The organism is Microbacterium sp. MYb62 (genome assembly GCF_002979475.1).
GTDB lineage: Bacteria > Actinomycetota > Actinomycetes > Actinomycetales > Microbacteriaceae > Microbacterium.
Map to the genome: position 1 here is coordinate 449,584 of NZ_PCOY01000001.1, position 14,597 is coordinate 464,180.

The following is a 14,597-nucleotide window of genomic DNA, read 5'->3' on the forward strand; positions in this document are numbered from 1 at the left end:
CTCTGACGGATAAAGCGCTGACGGATCAGCGGTCTGCGGGCAGAAGACCGAAGCGATCGGGCGTGCGGATGAGCGCCGGAGCGATCTCCAGTGCGCCCGTCAGGTGTTCGACGATGTCGGCCGTGCCGAGGTATCCGCCGAGCAGCGTGACGTGAGTCTCGATCTCGTCATCGCACATCATCTCGTCAGCCCAGGCGCAGGTCGCGCGCGCCAGCGCCTGTCCCGGCGCGCAGGCACGACCGCTGCCGGGTGCTCCCGTGCGCTGTTCGCGAGCGAGCCACGTGACCGTCATCCGGCCGGGGGCATCGATCACGCCGATGTCCGCAACGGTCGGCACCTCGATGAAGATACGACCGGAGGCGCACAGCGGCAGAGTCGTCAAGAACACCTCGAGCTCGGTGAGCGACTGCTCGTCCGCGGTCACCAGATGGTGCGCCCGCTGACGGGCCGCGCGGCGTTCGGCGCGCGTGCTGCGGATCTCGAGCGAGGTGTTCATGATGTCTTCATCGTACACCAAGTGAAGGCTTGCCTAACCTTGCTCCGACTGTGCGTCGACCGAAAGGGTTCAGGGCGCGATGAGCACGGTGGACAGCGCCGCGAGTTCGCCTTCGCTCATCCCCTTCTCACGCAGATACCCGGCCGCAGAACCCCAGCGGTCATCCACCTCCGCCAGAAGACGGCGCATCACCGGCGCCGGGGACTGCGTGGCGAGCGCGACCGCATGCACGGCTTCCGGGTGCTGGGTCCGCAGATATTCGGCGATCCGTCGCGAGCGCTGGGCAGGGAGCTGCGACTCGGTCAGCGCGTAGTCGGCGATCACCTCCTCGCGGTCGGCGCCGACGGCCGAGAGCGCGAGAGCGATCGTCACACCCGTCCGGTCCTTGCCTACCGTGCAGTGCACGAGGGTCGGCTCCCCCGCGGCGATGATGCGGATGGCCTCCGCCAGCCGCTCTCCACTCTCCTCCAGCAGATGCAGATAGAGCTCGTCGAGACTGGTATCCGCTTCGAAGAACGAACGGACCGAGCCGAGGAAGAGCGGGAGGTGCGTGGTGCGCAGCCCGTCGATCTCGGTGGGCTCCGCGGCCACCTCCTCGCCGTCGCGAAGGTCGACGATGTGCTGCACGCTCGCACGCAGCGCCGTCACCCCGGCTGTCGTCGCGCCGGAGAGCTGCCCCGACCGCAGCAGGACACCCGAGCGGATGCGTCCGCTCGTCGTCGGGATCCCTCCGACGTCGCGGACGTTCGAGACGCCCTCGATGTCGAGGATCGTCATGCCTGCGCCTGGGGGGCGCGGGGAGGCACCGGATAGCGACCGGCGATGACGATGCGGTTGAAGGCGTTGATGGAGACGCATGCCCAGCTCAGCGCGGCGTACTCCTTCTCGGTGAAGACGCTCCCGACGAGGTCGTACACCTCGTCGGAGACGCCATCCTCGGAGATGAAGGTGAACGCCTCCGCGAGTTCGAGTGCCGCGCGCTCCCGCTCGCTGAACACACCGCTCTCGCGCCAGGTCGGGATCTGGGTGAGGGTGTCGGCGTCGACGCCGGCAGCGACCGCCCTGTCGACGTGGATCCGGGCGCAGTAAGCGCATCCGTTGAGCTGCGAGCAGTGGATCATGACGATCTCCTTGAGACGATCGTCGATGCCGTTCGCGGCGCAGATCTGACCCACGGTCTTCGAGAACGCGTCCAGCGCCTGATATGCGGTCGGCTCGGTCTTGGACAGGTGCACGCGCGTCTCGCTCATGAGTCCATGATATTCGGCCCACGCCGTGGAGACCCTCTGCAGCACGGGATCGTCCGAATGCAGATAGTCAGGCTGGATGGGTAACTTTCGGTCATAATGCGTGACGTAGGGACGCACTGGCTTGTCATAACGCTCCCGCATTTCCTCCGCCCCTCCGCAAGGGCGCAGAATATGGAGGTGGCGATCGACATCAGCGAGTTCAGTTATCTCCCCGCACAGGCCGATTCTCTCGGCGTCCCTCTCCCCGAGGTGGCGCGCCTGACCCTCCGCCTCGATGACGGTCGCACCCTGAGCGCCCTGCGGTTCGGCACCGAGGCTCCCCGTGTGACGCTGCTCCACGGGGCAGGCCTGAACGCCCACACCTGGGACACCACGGCTCTCTCCCTCGCGCAGCCCCTGCTCGCGATCGATCTCGCGGGCCATGGCGACTCCTCGTGGCGCGACGACGCCGACTACACGCCGCGCACACTCGCCCGCGACGTCGCCGCCGCGCTCGACGCCTGGACGGCGCAGCCGCAGATCGTCGTCGGACAGTCGCTGGGCGGGCTCACCGGCGCCGCTCTCGCCGCCTCCCGACCCGACCTGGTGTCCGAGCTCATAGTCGTCGACATCACACCCGGCATCGACGTGACAGCCGGACCCGCCGCGCTACGCGAGTTCTATGCGGGCCCCACCGACTTCGCCTCCCGCGACGAACTCGTCGACAAGGCGATGTCGCTCGGTTTCGGCGGGACTCGTCCGGAGACCGAACGCGGCGTCTTCCTGAACACGCGCGTGCGTGCGGACGGCCGCGTGGAGTGGAAACACCATTTCGCGCACCTCGCCGCCCAGGCCCTCGCTGCGCACGACGCCGGATCCGCAGCCGCTCCGTCCGCGCTCCACGAGACGGGCTGGGACGACCTCGCGGCAGTCCGCTCCCCGATCACGCTCGTCCGCGCCGCGCGAGGGTTCGTCAGCGAGGCGGATGCCGCTGAGTTCCAGCGGCGCGTGCCCGCAGCGGACGTGATCGTCCTGGATGCGACCCACAACGTGCAGGAGACGGCGCCGGGCGCTCTGTCCACCCTCATCGGATCGGCGGCGCCCGCTCGCGGAATATGACGTTCCGTTCCACATCCGACCCTCACCCGTTCCCGCATCCCTAGGCTCGATCCAACGGCACACAGCACCTGCCGCACCGAGAGGAAACGCCCATGTTCCGACGCACCCGACGTCTCGCGCTGATATCCGCGCTCGCGGCCACCGCCGTGATCCTGAGCGCCTGCTCCGGCACTCCCGCGCAGGAGCCCACGAGCTCTCCTGGCACCCCCGACCCGGACGCGACGCTCCACGTCGGCCTCGTGCTCGAGCCGACCAACCTCGACATCCGGCACACGAGCGGTGCGGCACTCGAGCAGATCCTCATCGACAACATCTATGAGGGTCTCGTCACCCGCACCCAGGACAACGAGATCGAGGGGCGTCTCGCCTCCGACTATGAAGTCTCCTCCGACGGGCTCACCTACACCTTCACCGTGAACGACGGCGTCGTGTTCCACGACGGCACGCCGCTCACCTCCGCCGACGTCGTCTCGTCGTACGAGACCGTGCGCACCGACGCGACCGTGCAGGGCAACGCCGATTTCGCCGCTGTGACGTCGATCACGGCGCCGGATGCCACCACGGTCGAGATCGTGCTCTCGGAGCCCAACCAGAACTTCCTGTTCGCCCTGACCGGACCTGCGGGACTCGTGTTCAAGTCCGGCGACACGACCGACCTCAAGACCGCGGAGAACGGCACCGGTCCGTTCACACTCACGCGCTGGAACAAGGGCAGCACCATCACTTTCGCCCGCAACGACGCCTATTGGGGCGAGCAGGCCGGCGTCGCGCAGGTGGAGTTCCAGTACATCCCCGACTTCACGGCCGGTGTCAACGCCGCACTGGCCGGAGACGTCGATGTCCTCACCGCGGTCGATCCGAACCTCGCCCCTCAGCTCGAGGACTCCGGCGACTTCGCCCTCACGACGGGCCGGACGACCGACAAAGCGACCCTGGCCTTCAACAACAAGAAGGCACCCCTCGACGACGTCCGCGTGCGCGAGGCCCTGCGACTCGCCATCGACCATGATGCCCTCATCGAGGCCGTCGGCGCCGGCACTGCACTGTACGGCCCGATCCCCGAGCTCGACCCCGGGTACGAGGACCTCTCCGACGTGATCTCCTACGACCCGGAGAAGGCGAAGGAGCTGCTCGCCGAAGCCGGCCAGGAGGATCTGGAGCTGACGCTGACGATCCCCGCGTTCTACGGGACGACCGTGCCGAAGGTGCTGATCTCCGATTTCAAGAAGGTCGGCGTCGCGCTCGAGGTGAACTCGGTCGAGTTCCCGACCTGGCTCGAGGATGTCTACACCAACCACGACTACGACCTCAGCTTCGTGCTCCACGTCGAGCCGCGCGACTTCGGCAACTTCGCCGATCCCGAGTACTACTTCGGCTACGACAACGCCGAGGTCCAGGATCTCTACACGAAGGCACTGGCCGAGGTCGACCCGGACAAGTCCGCCGAGCTGCTCGCGCAGGCCGCGCGCATCGTCTCGGAGGACCACGCCGCCGACTGGCTGTACAACGGGGAGACCATCACCGCGGTGAGTCCGATCGTCGCGGGCTTCCCCGAGGACTCGATCAACTCCCGCATCAACCTCGCCGGCGTCACCGTCTCCGCTGAGAAGTAGCGAGCGGTCACCCCTTCGTGATCCGCTACGCGCTCGTCCGAGGGGCCCTGCTCATCGCGGGGCTCCTCGTGTCGAGCGTGCTCATCTTCCTGACGCTGCGTGTCTTCCCCGGTGATGTCGCTCAGCTCATCGCCGGCACGCAGGCCTCCCCCGCCGAAGTCGAGGCGCTGCGCGAATCCCTCGGACTGAATCGGCCGCTGTTCGCGCAGTACACCGACTGGATCGGCGGCATCTTCCGAGGGGATCTCGGGACATCGCTGCTCTCCGGGGCGTCCGTCAGCGAGGAGCTCTTCCTCAAGGCGCAGGTGACCGTCCCCCTGGGCGTCATGTCGCTCCTCATCGCGGTGCTCATCGCGGTGCCCTTCGGCATCCTCGCCGCGCTCCTGCGCAACCGCCGCGGCGGCACAGCGCTCAGCGTCGGCGCGCAGACACTGGCCGCGGTGCCCGTGGTGTGGGCCGGGATGATGCTGATCGTGGTGTTCTCGGTCTGGCTGGGGTGGCTTCCGCCGCAGGGCTTCCCGCGCACCGGGTGGTCGACCCCCGGCAGGGCGATCGAAGCGCTGCTGCTCCCCGCCCTCACGATCGGCATCGTCGAAGGCGCGATGCTGATGCGCTTCGTGCGCAGCGCGACTCTGCAGGCCGCGGGGCAGGACTTCGTCCGCACAGCCGCGGCGAAGGGGCTCACCCGCACGCGCGCGCTCATCCAGCACGGGATCCCCGCGGTCGGGCTGTCGATCATCACGGTGCTCGGGCTCCAGATCGCCGGGATCATCGTCGGATCGGTCGTGATCGAGCAGCTCTTCACCCTCCCGGGGATCGGGCGGATGCTCGTCGCGGACGTCGGCACGCGCGACCTCATCAAGGTGCAGAGCGAGCTTCTGGTGCTGACGGGATTCGTCCTGGTCGTCGGTTTCCTGGTCGACCTGCTGCACCGCGCCATCGACCCTCGCCAGCGGGAGGCCGCATGACTCCGCGCTGGCTCAGCCGACTCTGGGGCACGCCCACGGGGTGCTTCGGGATCATCGTCGTCCTCGTCATCGCCGCCACGGCGCTCGTCTCCCTCTTCTGGACGCCCTTCGACCCGCAGGCATCGGACATCGGCGAACGGTGGCTTCCGCCGAGCTGGCCGCACCTCCTCGGCACCGACGACACCGGCCGTGACATCCTGAGCCTGCTCATGGCGGGGGCACGCACGACCGTCTTCGTGAGCGTCGGCGCCGGAATCGTGGCCACCCTGGTCGGCATCGCTCTCGCAGCCCTCGGCGCTCTCACCACACGCGGGGTGCGCGAGACCGTCGCGGTGCTGGTCGACATCCTGATCGCCTTCCCCGTGCTGCTGATCGCCATGATGATCTCGTCGGTGTGGGGAGGCTCACTGTGGGTGGTGATCTGGGCCGTGGGCATCGGCTTCGGCGTGAACATCGCCCGTGTCACGCGCCCCGAGCTCCGCCGGGTGCAGCAGAGCGACTTCGTGCTGGCGGCACGCGCCTCCGGCCTCACCCCGATGCAGAGCCTCGTGCGCCATCTGCTCCCGAACGTCGCCCCGGTCTTCATCGTGCAGCTGTCCTGGTCGATGGCCGTCGCCGTGCTCGCCGAGGCCGGCCTGTCGTACCTGGGCTTCGGTGCCTCGGTGGTCGAGCCGAGCTGGGGCCTGCTGCTCGCCGACCTCCAGCGCTACATCGGTGTGCATCCGCTGTCGGTGATCTGGCCCGGCCTCGCGATCACGATCACGGTGCTCGCGTTGAATCTCCTCGGTGACGGCCTGCGCGAGGCGACGGATCCGACTCTGCGTCACCGTGCCGCCGAGCTCCACACACCGGGGGTGGTCGCATGAGTCTCTCCGTGCAGGATCTGGTGATCGAGATCGACGGACGGCGCGTCGTCGACGGCATCTCGTTCGAGGTACCGGACGGCGCGCGGCTCGGGCTGATCGGCGAGTCCGGCTCGGGCAAGTCGCTCACCGCCCTCGCCGTGCTGGGGCTGCTCCCCGACGGCGCGACCGCGAGCGGGAGCATCCGCTGGAACGGCACCGAGCTGATCGGGATGCCGGACCGCGAGCTGGCCCGACTCCGTGGCGATGACATCGGCATCGTGTTCCAGGAGCCGCGGACCGCCTTGAATCCGATCAGAACGGTCGGCAGGCAGATCGCGGAGTCGATCCGCATCCACGAGGGGCTCGGCCGCCGCGAGGCCAGGGAACGAGCGATCGCGGAGGCTGCCCGCGTACGACTGCCCGATCCGGAGTCGATCGTGGATCGATACCCCCACCAGCTCTCCGGCGGCCAGCGGCAGCGCGTCGCGATCGCGATGGCGCTCGCCTGCCGGCCGCGCCTGCTCATCGCCGACGAGCCGACGACGGCTCTCGACGTCACGATCCAAGCCGAGATCCTCTCGCTGCTTCTCGCGCTCGTCGCCGACGAGGGCATGTCCCTGGTGTTCATCACCCACGATCTCGCCGTCCTGGCTCAGGTCGCGACCGAGGGCGTCGTGCTCGAACGCGGGCGGGTCGTGGAGGCGGCCCCTGTCTCGGCCCTCCTCTCGGCACCGACCTCCCCGATCACCCAGGGCCTTCTGCGCGATGCGACGGCGACGCTGTGGCGCCCGGACGGCGGTGCCGCATGACCCTCATCGAGGCTCGCGGGCTCGCTCGAGACTTCTTCATGCCGAAGCGCTCGGCCTTCGAGCGCACCAGAACGCAGACAGCGCTCGCACCCACCGACCTCGACATCGTCGAGGGCTCGTCCGTGGGCGTCATCGGCGAGTCGGGTTCGGGGAAGTCCACGCTGGTGCGACTGCTGCTCGGGCTCGACCGACCGACATCCGGCACCGTGACCGTCGACGGCAGACGGGTGGATGCCGCGGCATCGGCGCGGTCGCTGCACTGGCTGCGACGGGAGACCGGCCTCGTCTTCCAGGACCCTTACGCCTCACTCGACCCCCGCATGACGGCAGGCCAGATCGTTCGGGAGCCGCTCTGGGCTCTCGACATCGACGGCGATCACCGTGCACGCGTCCGCGAGGTGCTCGCACAGGTCGGCTTGGAACCGGAGATGGGCGACCGTTACCCGCACGAGTTCTCGGGCGGACAACGGCAGCGGATCGCACTCGCACGGGCCATCGTGCATCGTCCGCGGATCCTGGTGGGCGATGAGCCGCTGTCGGCGCTGGATGTGACGGTGCGCGCGCAGATCCTGGACCTGCTCGTCGAGCTGCGACGGACGACCGACCTCACGCTCGTGCTCGTGTCGCACGACATCGGGGTGGTGCAGAATCTGTGTGACACCGTCGTCGTGATGAAGGACGGGCACATCGTCGAACGAGGAGCCACGAAGGACGTGCTCCTGCATCCGACGCAGGAGTACACGAAGGCGCTGCTGGCGGCGATCCCGGTGATCCCCGCGGCTCCCGGTCGATGAACGAACGCCCGGGTGTCGTCTCCGCCGTCGAACGCGCGCCGGTGGGGCGAGACGCGCTTCCTCAGCGCCCGGGGCCGAAGAGCCTCCGCCGTCGTCCTGTGGGACGCAGCACGCGGCGCATGTAGACGGTGCCGAGATCGCGGCCGAACTTGTGCCCGACCCGGCCCATCCGCCCGGCCTCGACGAAACCGAGTTTCTCGTGCAGTCGGATCGAGGCCTCCGCGCCCTGATCACTGATCACCGCCACCATCTCCCGGAGGCCGATCTGCTCGCACGCGTCGATGAGCGCCCGCAGCAGCGCCGCTCCGAGCCCTTTCCCGCCGGCACCGGGCCCGAGATAGATCGAGTCCTCGACCGTGTACTTGTAGGCGTTCTTCCCCGCCCAGGGCTGCGCGAGCGCATACCCGATCACCACGCCTCCCGGCGAGACCGCGACGAGGAACGGCAACTCCAACCGGGTGAGCAGGGCGTACTTGTCCCGCCAGTACGGGATGCTGCTGCGACGCTCGTCGAGCGTCACGGCGGAATTGCTCACGAAGTGGTTGTAGATCTCGCGCACGTGAGGAAGGTCGGCGGGCCTGGCGGCGCGGATCGCGTAGGAGAAGACCTCGGGCGCGATCTGGGGGCGCAGATGGCGCGGCAGGACGCGACGACGGTCCCCCGGCTCGAACTGCATGGGTTCAGCTTAGGGACGGAGCGGCTTCGCCTTCCACCCGCCAGTCCACCGGATCCGCTCCCTGCTCCTCGAGGAGCAGGTTCGCCCGCGAGAAGGGGCGGGAGCCGAAGAACCCGCGACGTGCCGACAACGGCGATGGATGCGCCGAGGCGATCACCGGCGTCATGCCCAGCATCGGCTGCAGGTTCGCCGCGTCCCGTCCCCAGAGGATCGCGACGAGAGGCTGCTCGCGGGCGGCGAGCGTACGGATCGCCAGCTCCGTCACCGTCTCCCATCCCCAGCCTCGGTGCGAGGCGGCCTCGCCGGGACGCACCGTGAGCACGCGGTTGAGCAGGAGCACCCCCTGATCGCTCCACGCGGTGAGGTCGCCGTGCGGGGCGGGTGGGATGCCGAGATCGCTCTCGCGCTCCTTGTAGATGTTCGACAGGCTCCGCGGCAGGGGTCGCACCTCGCGGTCGACCGCGAACGACAGCCCGATCGGGTGCCCCGGCGTCGGGTAGGGGTCCTGACCGGTGATCAGCACGCGCACGTCGGCCAGCGGCCTCTGGAACACCCTGAGCACGTTCTCACCGGCCGGGAGATAACCGTTCCCGACATCGTGCTCCGCGCGCAGCCGCTCACCCAGTGCGGTGATCGTGTCCTGGGCTGGAGCCAGCGCCTCCGCCCAGCCGGGATCGATCCGTCCGTCGTCGGCGAGCTCGAAGAGGGTCGGCGCCATCGTCAGTCGATGGACCGCACACGCAGCGGGCCGCGAGCGAGCAGGTGCTGCGCCGACTGCGCCACCGGGCGCATCGTGATCAGGTCGAGGTTCACATGCCCGGGCGACTCCAGAGCGTAAGCGATCACGTCGGCGACATCGTCGGCCTGCAGCGGCGCGTCGACCCCCGAGTACACGGCCTCGGCCGCGACAGCATCGCCACCCAGGCGATTGAGCGTGAACTCCTCGGTGTGCACCATCCCGGGCGCGACCTCGACGACACGGATCGGCTCGCCGTTGAGCTCCTGCCGGAGGACCTTGACCAGCATCCCCTCTGCGGCCTTCGCGGCGTTGTATCCCGCACCCCCGGCGTATGCCGTCTGCGCGGCCGTGGAGGTGACGAAGACGGTGTCGGCGTGGCCGTCCGCGGTCGCGGCGCGGCGCAGCAGCGGAAGCAGACCCGCGACGAGGCGCTGACTCGCCAGGACGTTCGCATCGAACATCCACTGCCAGTCCTCCACGGATGCATCCTCGATGCGATCGGTCCCCCTCGCGCCTCCGGCGACCTGCACCAGCGCGTGCACCGGCCCGGACCTCGCGAGTTCGTCCACCAGCGATGCGACGGCCGCAGCATCCGTCAGGTCGCAGGCGATGGCCGAGGCTCCGGTCTCCGCGGCGAGCGCGGACAGCCGGTCTTCGCGTCGCGCCACCCCGACGACATCCCATCCTCGAGCACGGAGCGCACGCACCGTCGCCGCGCCGATGCCCGAGCTCGCACCTGTCACCACTGCACGCCTGTTCACCATGCCTCCACCGTACGGCGTTCTCCTCGGATCGCGGACTCCCCCACGGGGCTGTCGCAGATCGCTCAGCCGCGTGATTCCGGGCTTCCGCTGTGTTACGTCACATTTCCCATCTGTTGTTGACAAGCACCGATATTCCGTACTCTCGCTGCAACGGCATCCGCCACCCGACCTTCCGACCACTCCTGGGGGAATCACATGTCCGCACCCGAGTCCTGGCGTTTCGAGACCAAGCAGATCCACTCGGGCGCCGCCCCCGACCCGGTCACGAAGGCACGTGCCACGCCGATCTACCAGACCACCTCGTACGTGTTCGACAGCGCGGACCACGCGGCGAATCTCTTCGCCCTGGCGGAGTTCGGCAACATCTACACCCGCATCCAGAACCCGACGCAGGACGTCCTGGAGCAGCGTCTCGCCGCGCTCGAAGGCGGCACCGGCGCCCTCGTGCTCGCCAGCGGTCAGGCGGCATCGACCTTCGCCGTGCTGAACATCGCCGAGGCCGGCGACCACTTCGTCGCCTCGAGCTCGATCTACGGCGGCACCTACAACCTCTTCAAGTACACCCTCGCGAAGCTCGGCATCGAGGTCACCTTCGTGGAGAACCAGGACGACCCCGAGGAGTGGCGTCGTGCCGTTCGTCCGAACACGAAGCTGTTCTTCGCGGAGACCATCGGCAACCCGCAGATCAACATCCTCGACATCCGCACGGTCGCCGATGTCGCTCACGCCGCCGGTGTCCCGCTGATCGTCGACAACACGATCGCGACCCCCTACCTGATCCGCCCGTTCGAGTTCGGCGCCGACATCGTCGTGCACTCGGTGACGAAGTTCCTCGGCGGCCACGGCACCACGATCGGCGGCGTCATCATCGACGGCGGGAAGTTCGAGTGGTCGAAGAACGTCGACACCTTCCCCGGCCTCACGGTTCCGGACCCGTCCTACCACGGCGCCAGCTACACGGCCGCCGTCGGGGACCCGCTCGCCTACATCATCAAGGCCCGCGTGCAGCTGCTCCGCGACCTGGGATCGGCCATCGCCCCGCAGAGCGCCTGGAACCTCATCCAGGGCGTCGAGACCCTGTCGCTGCGCATCGAGCGCCATGTGCAGAACGCGCAGGAGATCGCCGAGTGGCTCGACAGCCGTGACGACGTCGCGACCGTCAACTACTCGGGTCTGCCCTCGTCGCCCTGGTACGCCAAGGCGAACGAGTACGCCCCCAAGGGCGTCGGCGCCGTGCTGTCGTTCGAGCTGAAGGGTGGTGTCGAGGCCGGTCGCGAGTTCGTGAACAGCCTGTCGCTGTTCAGCCACCTCGCCAACATCGGCGACGTGCGCTCGCTCGTGATCCACCCCGCGTCCACCACCCACGCGCAGCTGACGCCCGAGCAGCAGCTGACCGCCGGGGTGACTCCTGGCCTCGTGCGCCTCTCCGTCGGCATCGAGAACGTCGACGACCTCAAGGCAGACCTCGAGCAGGCTCTCGCCGCAGCCCGGGCCGTGTCGGAGGCCGCTCGCGCCTGACCCGCACACACCGACGACGATGCCCCGGAGCCGTGAGTTCCGGGGCATCGTCGCATGCAGGCGACGGCCCACCCGGCCGACCCACAGGCGGTTCCGTCGAGAATGGGATCCCGCCGTGAGGAGAGCATGATCGACGTCGAACACCGACCGCCGCACACCCGGCGTGCCCCCACCGCTGCCGCCCGATGGCTCGCCGTCGCCAGCATCGTGCTGCTGTTCGTCGTGGCAGGCGGCTGGATACCCGGGATCGTCGGGACAGCGGTCGCGGCTGCACTCCCCTGGCTCGGACTCGTCCTTCTCGCGCTGCTCGTCATCGCACTGTTCCTCACTCGCCGGATGATCATCCTGATCCTGGTCCCCGCCCTCTTGTGGATCCTCGCGATGGCACCGGCGTTTCCCGGCCTTCCCGGTCAGACAGGATCGGAGTCGGCATCCGCGTCCGAGCTGACGGTCGTGAGCCAGAACGTGCGGGCCCGATCCGGCGGGGCCGCCGCGTCCGCGGCCGAGCTCGCGCAGAGCGGTGCCGACGTGATCGCCCTCGTCGAGCTCGACGGAGACAGCCTTTCCGCGGCGCAGAACGCCCTCGCCACCGAATATCCGCACTCGTACACGGTGGGAACCGTCGGTGTCTGGAGCCGGTATCCGCTCACGGATGCCGAGCCGCTCACGCTGGGCCTCAGTTGGAAGCGGGCGCTCCGCGTCGAGGTACAGGTGCCGTCGGCGCCGGTCGCCGTGTACGTGCTGCACGCGGCATCGGTGCGGCCGGGACATCAGCAGGACCGCGACACGATGCTGAGCGGCATCGCGGAACAGGTCGCCGCCGATCCCGCAGAATCTCTCATCGCCGTCGGCGACTTCAACGCGCCGTCGACCGACCCGGCGCTGGCCGCCCTGCGCGCCGAGGCGGACTGGGCACGTCCGACCGACGGGACCCTCGGATTCACCTGGCCCGTCGCGTTCCCCCTCGTGCGCATCGACCAGGTGTTCGTCCGCGGACTCGATGTCGTCACGTCGAACACGATGCGGGCCGGGAACAGCGATCATCTCGCCACCCTGACCCGAGTGCGCTGACAGGAGCGCACCCGGATCCGGGTGCACGGAATCCGACTCTCTCGATCGGCGGGCTCCGCAGCGCCGAAAGGACATCAGGTCGTAACCTGCCACCGGCCGCTTCCCGACCAGGCGAGAATGGAGACATGGACTGGCAGACGACCTCCGAGGACACGGTGCCCTCAGCGCCCGTGACGGAGGCCGACGTCCGGCTGCTCCGTGCCCGCCCACCGGCCACCGGCGCGTGGCGCGACGGAGATCCCGTGGGCGGTCGCCGCTTCGCCGCCTCCGGCCCCTTCACCACCGAGAGCGGCGCGGAACTCCCCGGCATCCGCATCGCCTACGAGTCCTGGGGCGAGCTGAACACCGCGCGCGACAACGCCGTGCTGGTGCTGCACGCGCTCACCGGAGACAGCCACGTGCGCGGCGCCGCCGGCGCGGGCCACCCCACGGCGGGCTGGTGGGAGGACATCACGGGTCCCGGCGCCCCGCTCGACACCGACCGCTGGTTCGTCATCGCGCCGAACATGCTCGGCGGGTGCCAGGGCTCCACGGGGCCTGCGAGCGTCGCACCCGACGGGTACGAATGGGCGTCTCGTTTCCCGTACCTGACCATCCGCGATCAGGTCGCCGCGCAGGTGCGCCTGGCGGACGCGCTCGGCATCGGCACCTGGGCGGCGGTCATCGGCGGTTCCATGGGCGGCATGCACGCGCTCGAATGGGCCGCCACGCACCCCGAGCGGGTGGAACGGCTCGCCGTCCTCTCCTCTCCCCCCGTGACGACGGCCGACCAGATCGCGCTGAACACGGTGCAGCTCGAGACGATCCGGATGGATCCGCGCTTCCAAGGCGGCGAGTACTACGACCTGGGAGACGGCGACGGTCCTCACCGCGGCCTCGCGTTGGCGCGGCGTATGGCGCTGCTGAACTATCGCAGCCCGATCGAGCTCAACCAGCGGTTCCAACGGTCATGGCAGTCCGATGTGTCCCCGCTCGGACACGGTGGACGCTTCGCCGTGGAGTCGTACCTCGACTTCCACGGCAACAAGTTCACACGACGCTTTGACGCCAACAGCTACATCACACTCGTGGAGGCCATGAACTCGCACGACATCGGCCGCGGACGCGGCGGAGTCGAAGAGGCGCTGCACGCGGTGACGGCCACCACCCTCGTGCTCGGCATCGACAGCGACCGCCTGTTCCCGGTCGACGGGCAGCAGCGCATCGCCCGCAGCATCCCGAACGTGATCGATGAGGAGGCGGTGGTCGTCACCAGCGACTTCGGGCACGACGGCTTCCTGATCGAGACCGAGGCCGTCGGCTCGAATCTGCGGCGACTGCTCGAGAGCTGAGCGCACCACTCAGTCGGCGACGAACCGCCAGGGCAGCACCCCCGCCTCCAGCCGTCCGTGCGCCCAGGCGAACGCCTGGCCCGCGTCCGAACGCCGCACACGCGTCTGGAACAGCTGCGCCACGCCGCCGGATGCGAGCACGGCACCGGTGTCGGCGAACGCCGAGAGCTGATGCAGTGTGATCCACGTCGGAGGGTAGAGCGTCCACTCCCCCGCACCGTGCCTCGCCAGGGCCGCGGAAGGACTCAGCCAGGCGATCTCCGCCACTTCGTCCACCGCGGGCGAAGGCTCCTCCTTCGGTGCCTCCGCCAGGAAGAACCAGGTGCGGATGCGCGTGGGCGCCTCGATGGGCGGTCGCCATTCCGAGAGCACGGTGAGGTCGGCGACGGTGAGGCCGACCTCCTCGAAGGTCTCCCGGATCGCCGCGCGGCGCGCGTCCTCGACCTCGATGGCGCCGTCGCGGAGGTCCCCTGGTTCGACCTTGCCGCCGGGGAACACCCACGCTCCGGCGAACGACCCGCGATCGGGCCGCCGGATCAGCAGCACCTCGAAGCCGGGCTCGGCGTCGCGGAGGAGGACGACGGTGCCGGCGACAGGCAGGGACGACTCAGGGGCGCTCACCCCG

At 69.1% G+C, this 14,597-nt stretch carries 16 protein-coding genes; 9 read left to right on the forward strand and 7 right to left on the reverse strand.

Going from position 1 to position 14,597, the window contains the following annotated elements; translation table 11 throughout:
- Positions 1-25 precede the first annotated feature (25 nt).
- The 3 genes from CQ042_RS02195 to CQ042_RS02205 form a co-directional block, all read right to left on the reverse strand.
- Positions 26-496, reverse strand: a complete 471-nt coding sequence (locus tag CQ042_RS02195; RefSeq protein ID WP_105668650.1) for an SIP domain-containing protein — start codon at positions 494-496, stop codon at positions 26-28.
- A gap of 69 nt (positions 497-565) precedes the next feature.
- Positions 566-1,273, reverse strand: coding sequence for a tyrosine-protein phosphatase (locus tag CQ042_RS02200; RefSeq protein WP_105668573.1), 708 nt, complete (start codon positions 1,271-1,273; stop codon positions 566-568).
- A complete protein-coding gene (locus CQ042_RS02205) occupies positions 1,270-1,746 on the reverse strand; it encodes a carboxymuconolactone decarboxylase family protein (protein WP_105668651.1) in 477 nt (158 codons plus the stop codon). Before CQ042_RS02205 ends, CQ042_RS02200 begins: the two co-directional genes overlap by 4 nt.
- A gap of 171 nt (positions 1,747-1,917) precedes the next feature.
- Here CQ042_RS02205 and CQ042_RS02210 point away from each other — a divergent pair, with 171 nt between their 5' ends.
- From CQ042_RS02210 to CQ042_RS02235, 6 genes are all read left to right on the forward strand, one after another.
- Positions 1,918-2,844: an alpha/beta fold hydrolase gene (locus CQ042_RS02210; protein WP_105668574.1), complete on the forward strand. Its 927-nt coding sequence runs from the start codon at positions 1,918-1,920 to the stop codon at positions 2,842-2,844.
- A 92-nt stretch (positions 2,845-2,936) separates the two neighbouring features.
- A complete protein-coding gene (locus tag CQ042_RS02215; protein ID WP_105668575.1) occupies positions 2,937-4,457 on the forward strand; it encodes an ABC transporter substrate-binding protein in 1,521 nt (506 codons plus the stop codon).
- Positions 4,458-4,474: 17 nt separating this feature from the next.
- Complete coding sequence (locus CQ042_RS02220) at positions 4,475-5,425, forward strand: ABC transporter permease (RefSeq protein ID WP_105668576.1); 951 nt, start codon at positions 4,475-4,477, stop codon at positions 5,423-5,425.
- Positions 5,422-6,291 carry an ABC transporter permease gene (locus tag CQ042_RS02225; protein ID WP_105668577.1) on the forward strand — a complete coding sequence of 290 codons (870 nt, stop codon included), beginning with the start codon at positions 5,422-5,424 and terminating at the stop codon, positions 6,289-6,291. Before CQ042_RS02220 ends, CQ042_RS02225 begins: the two co-directional genes overlap by 4 nt.
- Positions 6,288-7,079 (forward strand): ABC transporter ATP-binding protein, encoded by a 792-nt coding sequence (locus CQ042_RS02230; RefSeq protein ID WP_105668578.1) that lies wholly within the window; start codon positions 6,288-6,290, stop codon positions 7,077-7,079. The genes CQ042_RS02225 and CQ042_RS02230 overlap by 4 nt, the downstream gene beginning before the upstream one ends.
- Positions 7,076-7,873, forward strand: coding sequence for an ABC transporter ATP-binding protein (locus tag CQ042_RS02235; RefSeq protein WP_181157406.1), 798 nt, complete (start codon positions 7,076-7,078; stop codon positions 7,871-7,873). Before CQ042_RS02230 ends, CQ042_RS02235 begins: the two co-directional genes overlap by 4 nt.
- Before the next feature lie 61 nt (positions 7,874-7,934).
- On the opposite strand, the gene CQ042_RS02240 is transcribed toward CQ042_RS02235, so the two are convergent.
- The 3 genes from CQ042_RS02240 to CQ042_RS02250 are packed head-to-tail and all read right to left on the reverse strand — an operon-like array spanning position 7,935 to position 10,052.
- Positions 7,935-8,549, reverse strand: a complete 615-nt coding sequence (locus tag CQ042_RS02240; protein WP_105668579.1) for a GNAT family N-acetyltransferase — start codon at positions 8,547-8,549, stop codon at positions 7,935-7,937.
- A 4-nt stretch (positions 8,550-8,553) separates the two neighbouring features.
- Complete coding sequence (locus CQ042_RS02245; RefSeq protein ID WP_105668580.1) at positions 8,554-9,267, reverse strand: uracil-DNA glycosylase; 714 nt, start codon at positions 9,265-9,267, stop codon at positions 8,554-8,556.
- A 2-nt stretch (positions 9,268-9,269) separates the two neighbouring features.
- Positions 9,270-10,052, reverse strand: a complete 783-nt coding sequence (locus tag CQ042_RS02250) for an SDR family oxidoreductase (RefSeq protein ID WP_181157407.1) — start codon at positions 10,050-10,052, stop codon at positions 9,270-9,272.
- 195 nt (positions 10,053-10,247) lie between these two features.
- Here CQ042_RS02250 and CQ042_RS02255 point away from each other — a divergent pair, with 195 nt between their 5' ends.
- The 3 genes from CQ042_RS02255 to CQ042_RS02265 all read left to right on the forward strand — a co-directional run bounded on the left by CQ042_RS02255 (position 10,248) and on the right by CQ042_RS02265 (position 13,972).
- A complete protein-coding gene (locus tag CQ042_RS02255) occupies positions 10,248-11,570 on the forward strand; it encodes a bifunctional o-acetylhomoserine/o-acetylserine sulfhydrylase (RefSeq protein ID WP_105668581.1) in 1,323 nt (440 codons plus the stop codon).
- Between the two features lie 126 nt (positions 11,571-11,696).
- Positions 11,697-12,641 carry an endonuclease/exonuclease/phosphatase family protein gene (locus tag CQ042_RS02260; protein WP_181157408.1) on the forward strand — a complete coding sequence of 315 codons (945 nt, stop codon included), beginning with the start codon at positions 11,697-11,699 and terminating at the stop codon, positions 12,639-12,641.
- A 125-nt stretch (positions 12,642-12,766) separates the two neighbouring features.
- Positions 12,767-13,972 carry a homoserine O-acetyltransferase gene (locus tag CQ042_RS02265; protein WP_105668583.1) on the forward strand — a complete coding sequence of 402 codons (1,206 nt, stop codon included), beginning with the start codon at positions 12,767-12,769 and terminating at the stop codon, positions 13,970-13,972.
- A 9-nt stretch (positions 13,973-13,981) separates the two neighbouring features.
- Here CQ042_RS02265 and CQ042_RS02270 read toward each other — a convergent pair whose 3' ends face one another.
- On the reverse strand, positions 13,982-14,593 hold the full coding sequence (locus CQ042_RS02270) for an NUDIX domain-containing protein (protein ID WP_105668584.1): 612 nt from the start codon (positions 14,591-14,593) through the stop codon (positions 13,982-13,984).
- Positions 14,594-14,597 lie beyond the last annotated feature (4 nt).